Here is a 15,329-nt window from a genome sequence, read left to right on the forward strand (position 1 = left end):
ATAAAAGAGAGTTGTGGGCTTTTTTATAATAATTGAGTAGAAAAAGGGCAGTAGGAGACAATAAAACGGAGTTTCTATGTATGATTATTATCGTGTGCAGAAAGAATCGTGTAACAATACGGAGGTTATCATGCGAAAATTATTATATTTTATAGTATGCAGTAGTGTTATACTTTTTGCTTCACCAAGTGTGTCGGTAGCCCAATATGATGCACCTCTTATGGAAGATGCCCTTTATTCTGTTTTGTTTCCCAAAATAAATAAAGCCATTGAAAAACAATATGGGAGCTTAAAGCCTTATCAATGTCCTAAAATTATTAGTTTAAAAAAAGTATATAGCGGTACATATTTATTTCAAGCGGTTATTGAAGTGACGAAATATGAACAGGTTGGTGGGAAAATTGTTCCGCCATTTGAAAAAGTAACAATTACTTTTAATAATGAAGAAGGCGAATGGGAAGTGACAAAGATTTTAGTAAAGCGCTTACCAAATGATACGAAATTAAACTGTAAAAAAACAATATAAAAAATTGTTTGACAAATAAAATGGTCCTTTGGTATTGTTAATAGCAACAATTAGATGTTTGAAAATTAAATAGACTTACCTCATCTACTCTCAAAGGTAGAGGCCGCAATAGGAAAGAGTAAGCTATGGGAGATTTAATGGAATCTGTGATCATAGGTTGAAAGGGACTATTGCCGAAATATAAGAATAACCATCTTATTCATATATTGGGACTACATTGAATAAATGTAGTACTGTCATAAGATTTCTTTTATGGAGAGCTATTTGGAGATGTTGATGCGGTTTCTTATTTTGAGGAGATAACAACTCGTTTATTTTTTCAATATATATTTTTCCTAATAAGAAACGCGTGTGAACATTGTTCCGCGCGTTTTTTGTCTATCTAAAAGCGTGCTGCAATGAATAGAAGATTGGGGTTATGAGTTTTAGAGGAAATAAGGGAGGAATTCAAATGTATTTACACGGCACAAGCCGAATCAATGGGCAAGGACACTTAGAAATTGGAGGGTGCGATACGACGCAGCTAGCAAAACAATACGGAACACCACTTTATGTATACGATGAAGAGTCTATTCGAGGAAAGTGCCGCGCGTTTCATCGTGCTTTTAAAGAAAGTGGGTTCTCTTATCAAGTAGCATATGCAAGCAAGGCGTTCTTGTGCATGGAGATGTGCCGAGTAGCTCGTGAAGAGAATATGTCATTAGATGTTGTTTCTGGAGGGGAATTATATACTGCGCTTCAAGCAGGATTTCCAGCATCGCGTATTCATTTTCACGGCAATAATAAAACAGAAGAAGAGATTGTGATGGCACTTAAGGCGAATATTGGTTGTTTTGTTGTCGATAATTTCTTAGAATTAGAAATTTTGCATGATTTAGCAGTGCAACATGGGAAATTTGTGAACATATTAATCCGTGTAACGCCTGGAGTAGAGGCGCACACACATGAATATATTACAACAGGTCAAGATGATTCGAAATTTGGGTTTGGAGTTTCAAATGGTCAAGCGATGCAAGCAATTGAGCTTGCTTTACAAAAATCAAATTATGATGTGTTAGGAATTCATTCACATATCGGATCGCAAATATTTGAAACGGCTGGATTTGTTCGAGCGATTGAAGTTCTTCATCAATTTTTAGAAGAAGTGAGAGAGAGAGCGAACTATGTAGTAAAAGTATTAAATGTGGGAGGAGGATTCGGAATTCGCTACACAGAGTCAGATACACCATTAACTCTTGAGACATATGTGCGAGCTGTAACAACTGCAGTGAGGGAACAGTTTACAGTATGTAATTATCCTTTGCCGGAAATATGGGTTGAACCAGGCCGTAGTATTGTAGGTGATGCTGGAACGACAATTTATACAGTTGGATCTGTGAAAGACATTCCTGGTATTCGGAAATATGTATCAGTGGATGGTGGAATGACTGATAATTTAAGACCTGCTTTATATAACGCTCGTTATGAAGCGATGTTAGCGAATCGAGGAACTGATGAGAATGAGGAAGTCGTTTCGATTGCTGGGAAGTGTTGTGAGAGTGGAGATATGTTAATTTGGGATATTACTCTACCGAAAGTTGCTTCTGCCGATTTATTAGCAATTTCTTGTACAGGGGCATATGGGTACTCGATGGCAAATAATTATAATCGGATTCGTAGGCCAGCTGTTGTCTTCGCGAAAGGCGGCACATCACAAATTGTTGTAGAGCGCGAAACATATGAAAATATTATTGGGAACGATCGCATACGTATTAAAGAACTTGTGTAAATGGGGAAAAGGAGTTGTTCGAATGGGCAATTCCTTTTTTATAAAAATAAAATAATTAAAATATATCGGAAAACTAGGATTGAAAAAAATCAGAATTGTGATAAAATACAAATACAAAGCTTATCAAGAGAAGCGGAGGGAACTGGCCCGACGAAGCTCGGCAACCTGCTTATAGAAAGCAAGGTGCTAAATCCAGCAAAATGGAATCCATTTTGAAAGATAAGGTAAAATATATTACCGAACAGTCTTTTCGAAATGGGAAAGATTTTTTTTATGAATAAAAAGGGGGGCTGTTCGCGTGAGCGTACGGGAACATTTTGAGGAAGTGTCTGAGAAAATTGAAGCGATGCTTGCTGATATGAAATATGGTTCAATTACAATTGTTGTGCAAGATGGAAAAGTCATTCAATTAGAGAAAAGTGAAAAGGTACGTTTAAAGTAAAAAGCGCTGACTAGAAAAACTAGAGGCGGTTTTAACCTATTTTGATTAGGTTAAAACCGTCTTTTTGCTTTTACAGGGGGAAAAAACATGTTGACGTATGAAACGTGGGAAGGAAATAATGTTTCATTTTCAGAAGAAGATGAAACAAAAGGCGCGTTATCTGTTTTAAGTTGGGCTTATAAAGAATATGAAAGTGAAATTGTATACGCATGTAGCTTTGGAGTGGAAGGGATGGTATTACTGCATCTTATAAACCAAGTAAATCCATCTGCTAAAGTTGTATTTTTAGATACAAATGTTCATTTTCGAGAAACGTATGAATTAATTCAAAAAGTGAGGGAACGATTTCCTTTATTAAATATTATAGAAAAACAACCGGAACTTACACTTGATGAACAAGCGAAGTTGCATGGTGAGAAATTATGGGAAAGTAATCCGAACCTTTGTTGTAAAATTAGGAAAGTTTTACCGTTAGAAAAATCGTTAGCAGCGGAAAAAGCGTGGATATCGGGCTTAAGGAGGGAACAATCAGAAACACGTAAGCATACAAAGTTTATAAATCAAGATCATCGTTTTCAATCGATTAAAGTTTGTCCACTCATTCATTGGACGTGGAAAGAAGTATGGCGATATGTATACAAACATAGCTTGCCGTATAACCCACTGCATGATATTGGGTATCCAAGTATTGGGTGTGAGAAGTGTACGTTACCTGTAGGTGAGGGTGGCGATTCGAGAGATGGTAGATGGTCTGGGAAAGTGAAAACAGAATGTGGTCTTCATTACCAATAAGATGAATTCGAAAATAAAGCTAAGAGAGGGTATAGAAAATGAGTACAAGAAACGAATTAATAAATCGTATAGACGAGACTTACGACGTATCACAAATCGAAAAAGAAATTCAACTAGACAACATTGCGTTAAGTGATTTAGAGCTATTAGCGACAGGTGGATATAGCCCACTTACTGGTTTTTTAGGAAAGAAAGACTATGATTCGGTCGTAGAAACTCTTCGCTTAGCAAACGGAAGCGTATGGAGTATACCAATTACATTACCGGTAACGGAAGAAGTGGCAGAAAGTCTAAAAGCTGGAGAAGAAGTAAAGCTTGTTAATAGTGGAAATGTATATGGTGTCATTCAAATAGAAGATATTTTTGTACCTGATAAAGAGAAAGAAGCATTACTTGTATATAAAACGACGGATGATGCTCATCCAGGAGTGAAAAAATTATATGAACGACCGAACTCTTATGTCGGTGGAGCGATTATTCTTACAAAACGATTTGAAAATAATCAGTTTCCTTCTTATCATTTAGATCCAATTGAAACGAGGGAAGAATTTAAAAAACGTGGTTGGAAAACAGTAGTCGGATTTCAAACGAGAAACCCGGTACATCGTGCTCATGAGTATATTCAAAAATCTGCTCTTGAAATTGTAGACGGTCTCTTTTTGAATCCGCTCGTTGGGGAAACGAAGTCGGACGATATTCCTGCTGATGTAAGGATGGAAAGCTATGAAGTATTACTTCAAAACTATTATCCGAAAAATCGTGTCTTTTTAGGTGTGTTTCCTGCAGCAATGCGTTACGCAGGACCGAGGGAAGCGATATTCCATGCATTAGTTAGAAAGAATTTTGGATGTACCCACTTTATTGTAGGGCGCGACCACGCTGGGGTAGGAGATTATTACGGGACTTATGAAGCACAAGAAATTTTTACAAACTTTACAGTGGAAGAGTTAGGGATTACACCGCTATTTTTTGAACATAGTTTTTACTGCACGAAATGTGAAGCGATGGCTTCGACGAAAACATGCCCGCACGGAAAAGAGAATCATGTCATTTTATCGGGTACGAAAGTAAGAGAACTATTAAGAAACGGTGAGGTTCCGCCAAGTACATTTAGTCGTAAAGAAGTAGTAGAAGTACTAATTAAAGGTTTGAAAAAAGAAGTAGTAACAGAATAGGGAGAGAATGAGATGGATACAAATATTACTTGGCATACAGCATCTGTTTCAAAAGATGAGAGAAGAGTAAAAAATGGGCATCATAGTTTTGTAGTTTGGTTTACTGGTCTATCAGCTTCAGGTAAATCTACGGTGGCGAACGCGGTTGCTCGTAAACTATTTGAAAAGAATATTGGAAACTATGTACTAGATGGTGATAATATACGCCACGGTTTAAATAAAGACTTAGGTTTTTCTGAAAGTGATCGTATGGAAAATATAAGACGGATTGGCGAAGTGGCGAAGCTATTTGTGGATCAAGGTACTGTTGTTCTTACAGCGTTTATTTCACCATTTCGAGTAGACCGAAAACAAGTGAGGGATTTATTAGCTGCAGATGAGTTTATAGAAGTGTTTGTAAAGTGCCCAATTGAAGAGTGTGAGAAGCGTGATCCGAAAGGGCTTTATAAAAAAGCAAGGCAAGGTGATATTAAAGAGTTTACTGGTGTTGATTCACCGTATGAGGAACCAGAGCAAGCAGAATTAATTGTAGAAACGCACAAGTATTCTATTGAAGAATGTGCAGAACAAATTGTGAAGTACTTACAAGAGCGTAGTTTTATATAGGGGGATTAAAAAATGAGTTATGAAAAAGTATGGGCTAACAATGAAAAATTAAATCAGACTGAGAAAAATAAATTAAAAAAAGATGGATTGGAAATCTTTAATGATATTCCTTACTATGCAGAAAATGGCTTCGAATCTATTCCGAAAGAAGAGTGGGACGCATTCAAATGGGCAGGGTTGTATTTACAAAGACCGAAAGAAGCTGGTTATTTTATGATGCGTGTAAATATTCCTTCAGGGATTATTACGAATGCACAGGCAGAAGTGCTTGCTTCTATCGCTGAGGATTACGGGCGTGACGTAATAGATATTACAACAAGACAGGCGATTCAGTTTCATTGGTTAGAAATTCATCAAATGCCTGATATTTTTAAACGATTAGCAAGAGTTGGGTTATCTTCAGCTGGGGCTTGTGGTGATATAACGCGTAATATTACAGGGAATCCACTTGCTGGCATTGATGCAAATGAACTGTTTGATACAACTGGTATTGTGAAAGAGGTATATGACTATTTCCAACATAATGAAGAGTTTTCTAACTTACCACGTAAATTTAAAATGTCTATTAGTTCTAACGTTTATAACTCAGCAAACGCAGAAATTAACTGTGTTGCATTTACACCTGCTACGAAAGAAATAGATGGTGAGAAAAAAGTTGGTTTTCATATAAAAGTAGGCGGTGGGTTATCAGCTCGTCCATATTTAGCTGATGAATTAGATGTATTTGTTTTACAAGAAGAAGTGAAGGCGGTAGCGATTGCGATTGCTACGATATTCCGTGATTTTGGATACCGTGAAAAACGTCATTTAGCTCGTTTGAAATTTCTTGTTGCAGACTGGGGAGCAGAGAAATTTAAAGAGAAACTAATAGAGTATACAGGACCATTGCAAAGTAAAGGGGAAAGTGCTCTAAAAGGCTGGAATGCGGGATACTTTTATGGAGTTCAAGATCAAAAACAAGATGGGCTTAAATATATAGGTTTTAATGTACCAGTAGGACGTCTACATGCAGAAGAAATGTTTGAGATTGCGAGAATTGCTAAGCAGTATGGAAATGGACAAATTCGCACATGTAACTCGCAAAACTTCATTATTCCGAATGTTCCGCCAGAAAATGTAACGGGTTTATTAAATGAACCGTTGTTTGAAGCAATATCAGCAAGTCCGAAATCGTTTATTGGTCATGCGGTTTCTTGTACTGGTATTGAATATTGTAATCTTGCATTAGTAGAAACGAAAGAAAGGTTACGCAAAATCGCCGAATACTTAGATACACAAATTGCACTCGATGTTCCAGTTCGTATTCATATGGTAGGATGCCCGAATTCATGTGGTCAACGTCAAATTGCTGACATTGGATTACAAGGGGTGAAAATGAAAACGAAGGAAAAAGGGATTGTTGAAGCATTTGAAATATACGTAGGTGGAACGTTGTTAGATGGCGGTGCTTACAATCAAAAGTTAAAAGGGAAAATAGATGGCGAGAATCTGCCTGATGTACTTGCATCATTTATAAGTTATTTCAAAGAGAATAAATTACCAGCTGAAACGTTTTATGATTTTGTTGGTCGTATCGGTGTAGACACACTACAAATAGCGTTAAATACCGTGTTAGAAGAAGTACTAGCGTCTTAGGAGGGACAATATGGATTTATATCGATTTGAAGCCGTGTTAGTGAATAGTATTGTTCCGATTGTTGTCGTTGCTCAAAGTGAAGAACAGGCATTTAAGCTCGCGGAGATGGAGCTTGAAAAGCATTTTTTACCGCTGCCAGAAGTAAAGGAAATTTCTCTATTTGAAAAAAAGAAGATTCGAAAAGGTGCGGCATTTGTTATTCATGAGTAGGGAACAGGTAATAGGAAATAATGAAAACTTCCATTCGTATATAAGGATGGAAGTTTCACTTTAATAGTAGAAATGAGGAGAGATGATGGGGAAGGTTTATATCGTTGGAGCAGGTCCTGGTGATCCAGATTTAATTACTGTGAAAGGGTTGAAATGTATTGAGAAAGCAGACGTTATTTTATACGACCGTCTCGTAAATAAAGAGTTGCTTTCATACGCAAAGCCTGAAGCGGATTTAATTTATTGCGGAAAACTACCAAATTATCACACGATGAAGCAAGAGACAATTAACACGTTTCTTATTAAATACGCGAAAAAAGGAAAAGTTGTAACGAGGCTAAAGGGCGGGGATCCATTTGTATTTGGTAGAGGGGGAGAAGAAGCTGAAGCGTTAGCGAAGCAAGGTGTACCGTTTGAAATTGTTCCTGGTATTTCAGCTGGAATAGCTGCACCTGCTTATGCTGGTATTCCAGTGACACATCGTGATGCGAGTGCAAGTTTTGCTATTGTGACGGGGCATAGGAAAGAAGAAGCTGAAGAGGAAGTGAAGTGGGAACATTTAGCGAAAGGTGTAGAGACTTTAGCCGTATATATGGGGGTTAGTAATTTGCCCTACATATGTGAACAACTGGTGAAACATGGAAAAGATACAAGTACGCCTGCTGCTATTATTGAGAGGGGAACGACTTCTATGCAGCGCACAGTTGTCGGGACGTTAGGAACAATTGTAGATGTCGCGAAAAAAGAACAAATTCAAAATCCGAGTATGATTGTAATTGGAGAAGTGGTCCGTTTTAGAGAAAAAATCCATTGGTTTGAGAAGCAGACAGAAAGTACGTATCAAGTAAGCGGAGTGTTATAAAATGAAAGCCATCTTATATATATGTCATGGAAGTCGTTTGAAAGCAGCTAAAGAAGAAGCGGTTGCATTTATTACGTCATGTATGAACCGTGTAGAGGCAAGTATTCAAGAAGTTTGTTTTTTAGAGTTAGCAAGTCCAACGATTGCTGAAGGGTTCCGTACATGTGTGAACCGTGGGGCTACAGAGATTATTGTTATTCCGGTTTTTCTATTAGCGGCAGGTCACGTGAAAAAAGATATCCCGTTTGAATTAGAAAAGTTAAATAATCAATTTTCAAGTGTTAAAGTGACCTATGGTAATCCGTTTGGTGTATCAGAAACACTCGTTAAATCAGTGTATAACGGAAGTGGTATCGAACAGGAAGAGACGAATGAAGTGACGTTACTTCTCGTTGCAAGAGGGAGTAGCGATCCTGAAGTATTAAAGGATATAAACTGGATCGCTTCTTTATTTCAAACGGAAGAGAAAATTAAAAAAGTAGAGGTTTGCTATTTAGCAGCTGCCGAGCCGAAATTTGAGGAGAAGTTAAAGGAAGTTGTAGAACGAAAAGAAAAGAACATTGTTGTGCTGCCTTACTTGTTATTTACCGGTTTACTTATGAAACATATTGAAAAAGAAGTGCGCCAATATGAGTCGGATGAGATAAAAATAAGTCCGTATTTAGGAAAGAATGAAGCGTTTCAATATATGTTAATTCAGAAAACGAAGAAATTATTGAAGGGAGATCAATATGTATCCACTTACAGTGCGAGTTGAGAAGAAACGTGTTGTTGTCATTGGTGGAGGAAAAGTCGCGGGATTCAAAATTATTCCTTTACTAAAACAAGGTGCGGATATAATTGTGATAAGTCCTGAATTGGATGCGAATTTAGTGAAACTTGTGGAAGAAAAGCAAATTCGTTGGTATCAAAGGGAGTATGAAAAAAGTGATATTCAAGGTGCTTTTTTAGTTGTTGCAGCGAGTGGTGATGCTGTATTAAATGAACAAGTTGCTGAAGATAGTGCAGAGAATCAATTAGTAAATGTTATTACGAACCCGGAAAGTGGGAATGTTCATTTTCCGGCGGCGATTCATCGTGGACTACTGAATGTGGCGGTTTCTACTGGAGGAGCGAGTCCGAAACTTGCAAAAAAAATTCGTGATGATATCGCAAATAAATATGATGAGGCGTATGAATCATATCTAGATTTTTTATACGAAGTTAGAATTAAAGTGAAAGAATTACAAATAGAGAAACAGCAGAGAAATATATTGTTGCAAGAAGTATTAAAGTCGGTATATGTTCAAAATGAACAAAAAAGAGAATTGTTTTTACAAGAATTAGAGAGAAGAGTTCATATAGGATAATGAATAAATTGTACTTTACAACTATAAAAATATAATTTATAATCACAAGTAACTTCAATAGATGAAATCGATGAGCAAGAAGAGTACGTATATTTGATACGGTCAGAGAGCTGGGGTAAGGTGTGAGCCCGGTACGGTAAAATATACAGAATGGGCTTGCGAGAGGTATGTTGAACATTGTAGTAGGCAACCCGGGTTCCGCCGTTAAAAGGATAGAGTATCGGAATGTTTCCTGTACTTGAACAAGTGGGATTTATCAATCCAATTGAGGTGGTACCACGGTATTTACATTACATATATCGTCCTCTACATGCATATTTGCGTGTAGGGGACTTTTTTATTTTCTAAAGGAGGTGTGCGAGTATGAAATGAAAGTGTATAATTAGTAAAAGTTTAAATATTCAGAAAAGGAGAAATTATGATGAAAGAAACACAGCAATGGACGTCGAAAATAGGCTTTGTACTCGCAGCAGCCGGAGCCGCAGTAGGTCTTGGTGCCATATGGAAATTTCCATATGTTGCAGGTAATGGTGGGGGAGGCGCATTCTTCCTTGTATTTTTACTATTAACTTTATTTATAGGTATGCCGCTTCTTTTAGCTGAATTTGTTATTGGACGTAGTACGCAAAAAGAGGCAGTTACAGCATATAAAGTATTGGTACCAAATAGTAAGTTATATCCTTGGATTGGTCGTATGGGAGTTGTTACCTGTTTTAGTGTACTATCATTTTATAGTGTTGTAGGTGGATGGATTTTACTGTACTTATACTATAGTGTTACAGGAAGTTTCTGGAGTGGTGTTACTGATTATGGACAATTGTTTGGTGAAACGATTTCAAATCCAGTAAGCGCGATTGGAGCGCAATTTCTCTTTATGCTTTGCACTATTTTTGTTGTAAGTAAAGGTGTCGAGAAAGGGATAGAAAAAGCAAGTAAGTATATGATGCCGCTATTATTTATTTTGTTTATTGCGATTATAGTTCGTGCTTTAACACTTGATGGTGCTTTTGCTGGGGTAGAGTTCTTCTTAAAACCAGATTTTTCAAAGCTGACAGCAGATACGATTTTATACGCGATGGGACAATCGTTCTTCTCGCTAACAGTAGGTGCTTCAGTAATGGTCACGTATAGTTCATATTTGAAGAAAGAAGAACATTTAGCGAAATCAGCAACATCTATTGTAAGTTTGACTGTTTTTATTACAGTGCTTGCAGGATTAGCAATTTTTCCGGCGATTTTCGCATTAGGCGTTAAGCCGACTGAAGGACCAGGATTACTGTTTATCGTCCTTCCAGCAGTATTTGCGAAAATACCATTTGGACAATTTTTCTTCATTATGTTTTTAGTTTTATTCTTCTTTGCAACGTTAACATCTGCGATTTCTATGCTTGAAATTGTAGTAGCATCTGTTGCGAAAGATAATGAGAAAAAGCGTCCGTCAGCATCATTATTAATTGGTATTCTTATTTTTGCAGTTGGAATCCCGTCAGCATTATCGTTTGGAATTATGAGTGATGTGAAAATATTTGGTAAGACATTCTTTGATTTCGTCGATTTTTCGGTAAGTAATGTATTATTGCCGCTTGGCGTACTAGCCATCTCGCTATTCGTACCAAATAAAATGAGTAAAGAAATGCTAATGAAAGAATTAGAAGTTACGGAAACGAAAGGGAAAACATTATTTAATATTTGGTTCTTCTTGCTTCGTTATGTTATTCCGATAACTGTAATTATTGTATTTTTAAATGCGATAGGCGTATTTAAAATGTTTGCATAAAAAAAGACGGAGAAATCTCCGTCTTTTTATTGTGTTGGAGGTGTATTTAATAAGCGATTGTATGCTTTGTAGGCTGTGACGACTGCGATGAATGATCCGATTAAAAATAATGCTGAACCGCCAAACGTAAATATCCGGCCGATATAAGTCTCTCTAGCTTCTTCTATTTCTTGTAGTAATTGTGTATTCATAGTTGATCACCCCGTAAACTATAGGCATTTAGTTATAGTCTATGTGGAAAGCCTATATTATGTGAAGTATAAATAAAAAACTCGGTATGCACCGAGTTTTTTTCTATAATCCGATATAAGGAGATGGATCAACTGCATTTGTTTTGCCGACATTCCATTCTCCAAGGTGAAGCTCGAAGTGTAAATGTTGTCCGTATGATTGGCCAGTGTTCCCCATAAATCCGAGTTGAGTACCTTGTTTTACAGTTTGTCCATTTGATACAGAACGGCTACTCATATGAGCATATACTGTTGTGTATGTTTTTCCGTTTATACGGTGAGATAAGTACACAACATTTCCGTAACTAGATGATAATTCTGAGCGAATAACAACGCCATCAGCAGCGGCAATAATTGGAACAGTTCCTGAAGCTGCGATATCGATTCCTTTATGGTTATCTATAGAGCGCACGCCAAACCCCGAAGTTTTTGATCCAGCTGCTGGCTTAATAAAGCCGCCAATATTTGTATCATGAGGTGTTGGAGCTGCTTGAGCTGTTTGAGCAGATGTAGTAGCTTGTTTGCGAGCTTCCTCTGCCTTACGTGCTTCTTCAGCCTTACGAGCTTCTTCCGCACGTTTTTCTTCTTCGATTGCTTTTTGAACGGCTTGACGCTGATTTTCTAAAATACCTTTAGATTCTTCTAACCCTTCAATCTCTGAATCTACTTTTGCTACTTTCGTATGTAGATCGCTAATAAATGTTTGCTGCTGTTGTTGATTCGTTTGCAACTCTTGTTGTTTTTGAACTAATTTTTGTTCAGCTTCTTTTAGTTGCTGCTCTTTTTTCTCAACAGTCTCTTTTTCTTTCGTTACAGCATTTTGATCAGTTGTTTGTTTTTTCACAATATCAGTATCGTTGTTTAAAATTAAGCTTACAGAGTACATATTATCAACAAGATCAGCGATATTTGTAGAAGTTGTTATTACTTCTGTAATAAGATTTGTACGAGGTTTTTCTTGCATAGATTGTAAACGTTGCTTAATAACTTCCTGACGTGTATCTATGTTTGTTTGTAATTGCTCTATATGTTTCTTTTTTTCAGCAATTACTTGTTGCGTTTTACTAATTTCTTTTTTCGTATCATTTAATTCAGCTTCGTTTTTATTAATAGAAGTAGTTAAATCGTCGATTTTCTTTTGTAATTCTTGAATTTCTTTTTCTATTTGGTCTTTCTCAGCTGATTTATTTTGTAAGTCATTTTGTTTTCCTTCTAATTCAGATTGAATATTAGATAATTTATCTTGATTCGTTTCAGCGTATACGGGTGAAAGTAGCGGAGAAACAAAAATCGTTCCTGCTGCTAAAACACTAAACGCTGCAAATTTCTTTTTCATGGTTGTCTGGCTCCTTTCCCTATGAATGTTATATATCATAAGAAGAAGAGTGTCTATCGTTGTAATCATAATGTAAAGAAAATTTTATAAAATTGCTAAGTTTTGTCGGAATTTATCATCTTTTAATGATAATTGTCATGCTGGGTGCGTTTTTTTATTCGTGCAACAAGGATGTATTTTCTGGATTTATTTGTAAAATAAAGGGAAAAAATATTTGTTTTATATAGTAAAATAGTAGATAGGAATCCAATAAAACACTGATAAGGAATCGTTCTCATGTGAGGTTTTCTGACATGGGTTTTATTTTTGTCAAGAAAATTATTTGCGTTCGGGCAAACTTATTTTGTTGTCAGATTTTAAATTTTGATTTATGATTTTTAACAGGGACAAAATGTAGTGAATTGTCGAATAATATGTAATACTCTTAATTTCAAGTTTTATAGAGATAGAATGAGAGATAGAGTGAAACATCGAAGAGGGGGTTACAACAAATATGAAAAGAATAGGACTTGCATGGCAAATATTAATAGGACTTGCGCTAGGTATTGCAGTTGGGGCGATTTTCTTTGGCAATCCGGCAGTGGTGAGTTACTTACAACCAATTGGTGATATTTTCATCCGATTAATTAAAATGATTGTTGTACCGATTGTTGTAGCAAGTATTGTTGTTGGGGTTGCTGGTGTTGGCGATGTTAAAAAATTAGGCCGACTAGGCGGAAAAACAATTATTTACTTTGAAATTATTACAACAATTGCAATTATTGTCGGTCTATTGATTGCGAATATTTTCCAACCAGGAAAAGGCGTAAATATGGAGCAGTTAACAAAGACAGATATTTCAAAATATACACATACGACAGAGCAAGTACAAAGTCATTCATTTGCAGATACATTTGTAAATATTGTTCCAACGAACATTATGAAGTCATTAGCTGACGGAGATATGCTTGCTATTATCTTCTTCTCTGTATTATTTGGTTTAGGTGTAGCGGCAATTGGTGAAAGAGGAAGACCGGTTCTTCAATTTTTCCAAGGTGTAGCTGATGCAATGTTTTACGTAACAAACCAAGTTATGAAATTTGCACCATTTGGTGTGTTTGCACTAATTGGAGTTACAGTTTCTACATTTGGTCTTTCTTCATTAATTCCATTAGGGAAATTATTAATTGTAGTATACGGAGCAATGATTTTCTTCGTTGTAGTCGTATTAGGACTTACGGCGAAAATATTTGGAATTAACATTTTCCAATTCTTTAAGATTTTAAAAGACGAACTGATCTTAGCATACTCTACAGCAAGTTCAGAAACAGTTTTACCGAAAATCATGGAGAAAATGGAAAAGTTCGGTTGTCCGAAAGCAATTACATCTTTCGTTATTCCGACAGGTTATTCATTTAACTTAGATGGATCAACTTTATATCAAGCAATTGCAGCTCTTTTCTTAGCGCAAATGTACGGTATTGATTTATCTATTACACAACAAATTACATTATTACTTGTATTAATGGTTACATCAAAAGGTATCGCAGGTGTACCTGGCGTATCATTCGTTGTATTATTAGCGACACTTGGTACAGTAGGTATTCCAGCTGAAGGTTTAGCCTTCATCGCTGGTATTGACCGTATTTTAGATATGGCTCGTACAGCAGTTAACGTTGTAGGTAACTCTTTAGCAGCTGTAGTTATGTCTAAGTGGGAAGGTCAGTATGACGCTGAAAAAGGACAAGCCTATTTGGAAGAAATTTCTAATAAGCAAGCAGCTTAATTATAATTTGAACAAGCTCTCACATAATATGTGGGAGCTTTTCTATATAGAAGGGAAGCGAATGTAATGAAACGTAAATATGGTGACGGTTCTTCGTGGAAGCGACTAATAGAGAAAGATTATACGGTTAAGCAAATAGAAGAGGGAATGCTAGGGAGACTGGAAATAAAAAAGGTGAAAGAACCTAGTTGTAAAGAATATGAGGGTAAAGAACTTTGTATTGCAGGGAATCAGTTTACGTGGATTCAATATTTCATAGACGGGAAAAACTTTGCGATTACAGCTATGTTAGATGATCAGAAAAAATTAGTGCAATATTATATTGATGTGGCGAAAGAATATGAAATAGACGATCGTGGCTTACCTTATTTTGATGATTTATATTTAGATGTAGTGTTATTACCAAACGGTAAAATGTATATATTGGATGATGATGAGTTAGAGGATGCTTATAAAAGTGGCGATGTTACAAAGGAAGAGTATGAGTTAGCTTGGTACACTACGAAATGGATAATAGGTGCAATAAAAAATAGTGAATTTTATTGGATTTCAATATTGGAAGAAGAAATCAAAAAGTTAAAATGATTATTGTATTCAAATTTTTGCATAATTACCAAAAAAATCTATACAAAAAATAATTGACTTTTGTTTTGTAAGCGAGTAAAGTTAGGGGAGAAATTATTATTAAAAAATAAATATGAAACCTTCTTATAAAGAGAGGCGGAGGGACTGGCCCTACGATGCCTCGGCAGCGGACTCGATTTCAGAGTGCTGTGCCAAATCCAGCAAGCATGTGCTTGAAAGATGAGAAGAGCGTTTCTTATAGATGTATAAGACCTCTTCTCATTGGAAGAG

General features: G+C 36.3%; 16 protein-coding genes, 3 riboswitches and 1 other annotated feature. Of the genes, 14 read left to right on the top strand and 2 right to left on the bottom strand.

Annotation, left to right across the window (positions count from 1 at the left end):
• Positions 1–130 precede the first annotated feature (130 nt).
• From ACHZK0_RS07265 to ACHZK0_RS07320, 12 genes are all read left to right on the top strand, one after another.
• Positions 131–526 (top strand): DUF3888 domain-containing protein, encoded by a 396-nt coding sequence (locus ACHZK0_RS07265; protein WP_001228835.1) that lies wholly within the window; start codon positions 131–133, stop codon positions 524–526.
• 89 nt (positions 527–615) lie between these two features.
• Positions 616–797, top strand: a riboswitch (Lysine riboswitch).
• A 180-nt stretch (positions 798–977) separates the two neighbouring features.
• Entirely contained in the window at positions 978–2,294 is a 1,317-nt protein-coding gene (gene lysA / locus ACHZK0_RS07270; protein WP_395761378.1) for a diaminopimelate decarboxylase, read from the top strand.
• A 117-nt stretch (positions 2,295–2,411) separates the two neighbouring features.
• A riboswitch (SAM riboswitch) is annotated at positions 2,412–2,520 on the top strand.
• Between the two features lie 72 nt (positions 2,521–2,592).
• Complete coding sequence (locus ACHZK0_RS07275; protein ID WP_000116161.1) at positions 2,593–2,736, top strand: YezD family protein; 144 nt, start codon at positions 2,593–2,595, stop codon at positions 2,734–2,736.
• 87 nt (positions 2,737–2,823) lie between these two features.
• A complete protein-coding gene (locus ACHZK0_RS07280; RefSeq protein ID WP_262741102.1) occupies positions 2,824–3,528 on the top strand; it encodes a phosphoadenylyl-sulfate reductase in 705 nt (234 codons plus the stop codon).
• A 38-nt stretch (positions 3,529–3,566) separates the two neighbouring features.
• Complete coding sequence (gene sat / locus ACHZK0_RS07285) at positions 3,567–4,703, top strand: sulfate adenylyltransferase (protein ID WP_270606075.1); 1,137 nt, start codon at positions 3,567–3,569, stop codon at positions 4,701–4,703.
• A gap of 12 nt (positions 4,704–4,715) precedes the next feature.
• The gene (gene cysC / locus ACHZK0_RS07290) at positions 4,716–5,309 is read left to right on the top strand and encodes an adenylyl-sulfate kinase (protein WP_262741104.1); all 594 of its coding nucleotides are present in this window, start codon (positions 4,716–4,718) and stop codon (positions 5,307–5,309) included.
• 12 nt (positions 5,310–5,321) lie between these two features.
• Positions 5,322–6,944 carry a nitrite/sulfite reductase gene (locus ACHZK0_RS07295; RefSeq protein ID WP_395761379.1) on the top strand — a complete coding sequence of 541 codons (1,623 nt, stop codon included), beginning with the start codon at positions 5,322–5,324 and terminating at the stop codon, positions 6,942–6,944.
• Positions 6,945–6,954: 10 nt separating this feature from the next.
• Positions 6,955–7,155, top strand: coding sequence for a DUF3906 family protein (locus tag ACHZK0_RS07300; protein ID WP_000366917.1), 201 nt, complete (start codon positions 6,955–6,957; stop codon positions 7,153–7,155).
• Between the two features lie 85 nt (positions 7,156–7,240).
• Positions 7,241–8,017, top strand: coding sequence for a uroporphyrinogen-III C-methyltransferase (gene cobA / locus ACHZK0_RS07305; RefSeq protein ID WP_088029042.1), 777 nt, complete (start codon positions 7,241–7,243; stop codon positions 8,015–8,017).
• A 1-nt stretch (position 8,018) separates the two neighbouring features.
• On the top strand, positions 8,019–8,774 hold the full coding sequence (locus ACHZK0_RS07310) for a sirohydrochlorin chelatase (RefSeq protein ID WP_262741107.1): 756 nt from the start codon (positions 8,019–8,021) through the stop codon (positions 8,772–8,774).
• On the top strand, positions 8,749–9,366 hold the full coding sequence (locus ACHZK0_RS07315) for an NAD(P)-binding protein (RefSeq protein ID WP_001973399.1): 618 nt from the start codon (positions 8,749–8,751) through the stop codon (positions 9,364–9,366). The genes ACHZK0_RS07310 and ACHZK0_RS07315 overlap by 26 nt, the downstream gene beginning before the upstream one ends.
• Before the next feature lie 61 nt (positions 9,367–9,427).
• Positions 9,428–9,676 (top strand) — a binding site (T-box leader).
• A 111-nt stretch (positions 9,677–9,787) separates the two neighbouring features.
• A complete protein-coding gene (locus ACHZK0_RS07320; protein WP_270606078.1) occupies positions 9,788–11,143 on the top strand; it encodes a sodium-dependent transporter in 1,356 nt (451 codons plus the stop codon).
• 26 nt (positions 11,144–11,169) lie between these two features.
• Here the strand turns inward: ACHZK0_RS07320 and ACHZK0_RS07325 are convergent, their stop codons facing one another.
• Together ACHZK0_RS07325 and ACHZK0_RS07330 are read right to left on the bottom strand one after the other, a co-directional pair.
• Complete coding sequence (locus tag ACHZK0_RS07325) at positions 11,170–11,334, bottom strand: hypothetical protein (RefSeq protein WP_262741108.1); 165 nt, start codon at positions 11,332–11,334, stop codon at positions 11,170–11,172.
• Between the two features lie 103 nt (positions 11,335–11,437).
• Complete coding sequence (locus ACHZK0_RS07330; protein ID WP_262741109.1) at positions 11,438–12,709, bottom strand: murein hydrolase activator EnvC family protein; 1,272 nt, start codon at positions 12,707–12,709, stop codon at positions 11,438–11,440.
• Between the two features lie 493 nt (positions 12,710–13,202).
• On the opposite strand from ACHZK0_RS07330, the gene gltP reads away from it, so the two are divergent.
• Together gltP and ACHZK0_RS07340 are read left to right on the top strand one after the other, a co-directional pair.
• Complete coding sequence (gene gltP, locus ACHZK0_RS07335; RefSeq protein WP_262741110.1) at positions 13,203–14,474, top strand: glutamate/aspartate:proton symporter GltP; 1,272 nt, start codon at positions 13,203–13,205, stop codon at positions 14,472–14,474.
• A 66-nt stretch (positions 14,475–14,540) separates the two neighbouring features.
• Entirely contained in the window at positions 14,541–15,059 is a 519-nt protein-coding gene (locus tag ACHZK0_RS07340; RefSeq protein ID WP_395761380.1) for a DUF402 domain-containing protein, read from the top strand.
• 120 nt (positions 15,060–15,179) lie between these two features.
• A riboswitch (SAM riboswitch) is annotated at positions 15,180–15,285 on the top strand.
• Positions 15,286–15,329 lie beyond the last annotated feature (44 nt).

The sequence above is a fragment of the Bacillus sp. 3G2 genome, assembly GCF_044324725.1.
In the GTDB taxonomy this organism is placed as follows: Bacteria; Bacillota; Bacilli; order Bacillales; family Bacillaceae_G; genus Bacillus_A; species Bacillus_A mobilis.

What these genes read in the sequence shown, in the direction of transcription:
- ACHZK0_RS07310 (WP_262741107.1), top strand. Translation starts at nt 8,019, where the DNA reads ATGAAAGCCATCTTATATATATGTCATGGAAGTCGTTTGAAAGCAGCT.
- ACHZK0_RS07300 (WP_000366917.1), top strand. Translation starts at nt 6,955, where the DNA reads ATGGATTTATATCGATTTGAAGCCGTGTTAGTGAATAGTATTGTTCCG.
- ACHZK0_RS07295 (WP_395761379.1), top strand. Translation starts at nt 5,322, where the DNA reads ATGAGTTATGAAAAAGTATGGGCTAACAATGAAAAATTAAATCAGACT.
- cysC (WP_262741104.1), top strand. Translation starts at nt 4,716, where the DNA reads ATGGATACAAATATTACTTGGCATACAGCATCTGTTTCAAAAGATGAG.
- ACHZK0_RS07325 (WP_262741108.1), bottom strand. Translation starts at nt 11,334, where the DNA reads ATGAATACACAATTACTACAAGAAATAGAAGAAGCTAGAGAGACTTAT.
- cobA (WP_088029042.1), top strand. Translation starts at nt 7,241, where the DNA reads ATGGGGAAGGTTTATATCGTTGGAGCAGGTCCTGGTGATCCAGATTTA.
- sat (WP_270606075.1), top strand. Translation starts at nt 3,567, where the DNA reads ATGAGTACAAGAAACGAATTAATAAATCGTATAGACGAGACTTACGAC.
- ACHZK0_RS07315 (WP_001973399.1), top strand. Translation starts at nt 8,749, where the DNA reads ATGTATCCACTTACAGTGCGAGTTGAGAAGAAACGTGTTGTTGTCATT.
- ACHZK0_RS07265 (WP_001228835.1), top strand. Translation starts at nt 131, where the DNA reads ATGCGAAAATTATTATATTTTATAGTATGCAGTAGTGTTATACTTTTT.
- ACHZK0_RS07320 (WP_270606078.1), top strand. Translation starts at nt 9,788, where the DNA reads ATGAAAGAAACACAGCAATGGACGTCGAAAATAGGCTTTGTACTCGCA.
- ACHZK0_RS07330 (WP_262741109.1), bottom strand. Translation starts at nt 12,709, where the DNA reads ATGAAAAAGAAATTTGCAGCGTTTAGTGTTTTAGCAGCAGGAACGATT.
- gltP (WP_262741110.1), top strand. Translation starts at nt 13,203, where the DNA reads ATGAAAAGAATAGGACTTGCATGGCAAATATTAATAGGACTTGCGCTA.
- lysA (WP_395761378.1), top strand. Translation starts at nt 978, where the DNA reads ATGTATTTACACGGCACAAGCCGAATCAATGGGCAAGGACACTTAGAA.
- ACHZK0_RS07340 (WP_395761380.1), top strand. Translation starts at nt 14,541, where the DNA reads ATGAAACGTAAATATGGTGACGGTTCTTCGTGGAAGCGACTAATAGAG.
- ACHZK0_RS07280 (WP_262741102.1), top strand. Translation starts at nt 2,824, where the DNA reads ATGTTGACGTATGAAACGTGGGAAGGAAATAATGTTTCATTTTCAGAA.